This window comes from Scandinavium tedordense, assembly GCF_024764965.1.
In the GTDB taxonomy this organism is placed as follows: domain Bacteria; phylum Pseudomonadota; class Gammaproteobacteria; order Enterobacterales; family Enterobacteriaceae; genus Scandinavium; species Scandinavium tedordense.
In genome coordinates this window covers 1-600 of the sequence record NZ_JALIGG010000031.1, presented here as the reverse complement: position 1 = coordinate 600, position 600 = coordinate 1, and the positions used below count along the sequence as shown (strand labels likewise).

Sequence of the window (600 nt, the reverse complement as noted above, 5' to 3'; positions counted from 1 at the left end):
CGTTTACCACTTTGTGATTCATGACTGGGGTGAAGTCGTAACAAGGTAACCGTAGGGGAACCTGCGGTTGGATCACCTCCTTACCTTAAAGAACCTGCCTTTGTAGTGTCCACACAGATTGTCTGATGAAAATTAAGCAGTAAAAATCTCTGCAGGCTTGTAGCTCAGGTGGTTAGAGCGCACCCCTGATAAGGGTGAGGTCGGTGGTTCAAGTCCACTCAGGCCTACCAAATTCGCCTTCGAGCTGCGTTATGGCGATGTTCACATACAGAAGTATGCTTCACATCACCACGCCTTGCCCGAAATCGAATGAGGGTAACAGAGATAAGTATTACGATGGGGTTATAGCTCAGCTGGGAGAGCGCCTGCCTTGCACGCAGGAGGTCTGCGGTTCGATCCCGCATAGCTCCACCATCACTTTACTGCTAAAAAATAAACTTCAGAGCATACCTGAAAAGGTGTGTTGCGAAGTTTTTGCTCTTTAAAAATCTGGATCAAGCTGAAAATTGAAACGACACACTGTTTCCTTTCTCCGTAATAAGAAAGGAAGATACGGTGTGTTCGAGTCTCTCAAATTATTGCAAGTCGATGATGGGTCGC

2 tRNA genes and 1 rRNA gene are annotated in these 600 nt (G+C 46.7%); all 3 read left to right on the top strand.

Annotation, left to right across the window (positions count from 1 at the left end):
- Window positions 1-83, top strand: a 16S ribosomal RNA gene (locus MUU46_RS00170); the annotation flags it as partial.
- Between the two features lie 70 nt (window positions 84-153).
- Window positions 154-230: transfer RNA gene (locus tag MUU46_RS00165), tRNA-Ile, on the top strand.
- A 108-nt stretch (window positions 231-338) separates the two neighbouring features.
- A tRNA-Ala gene (locus MUU46_RS00160) sits at window positions 339-414 on the top strand.
- Window positions 415-600: the final 186 nt, after the last annotated feature.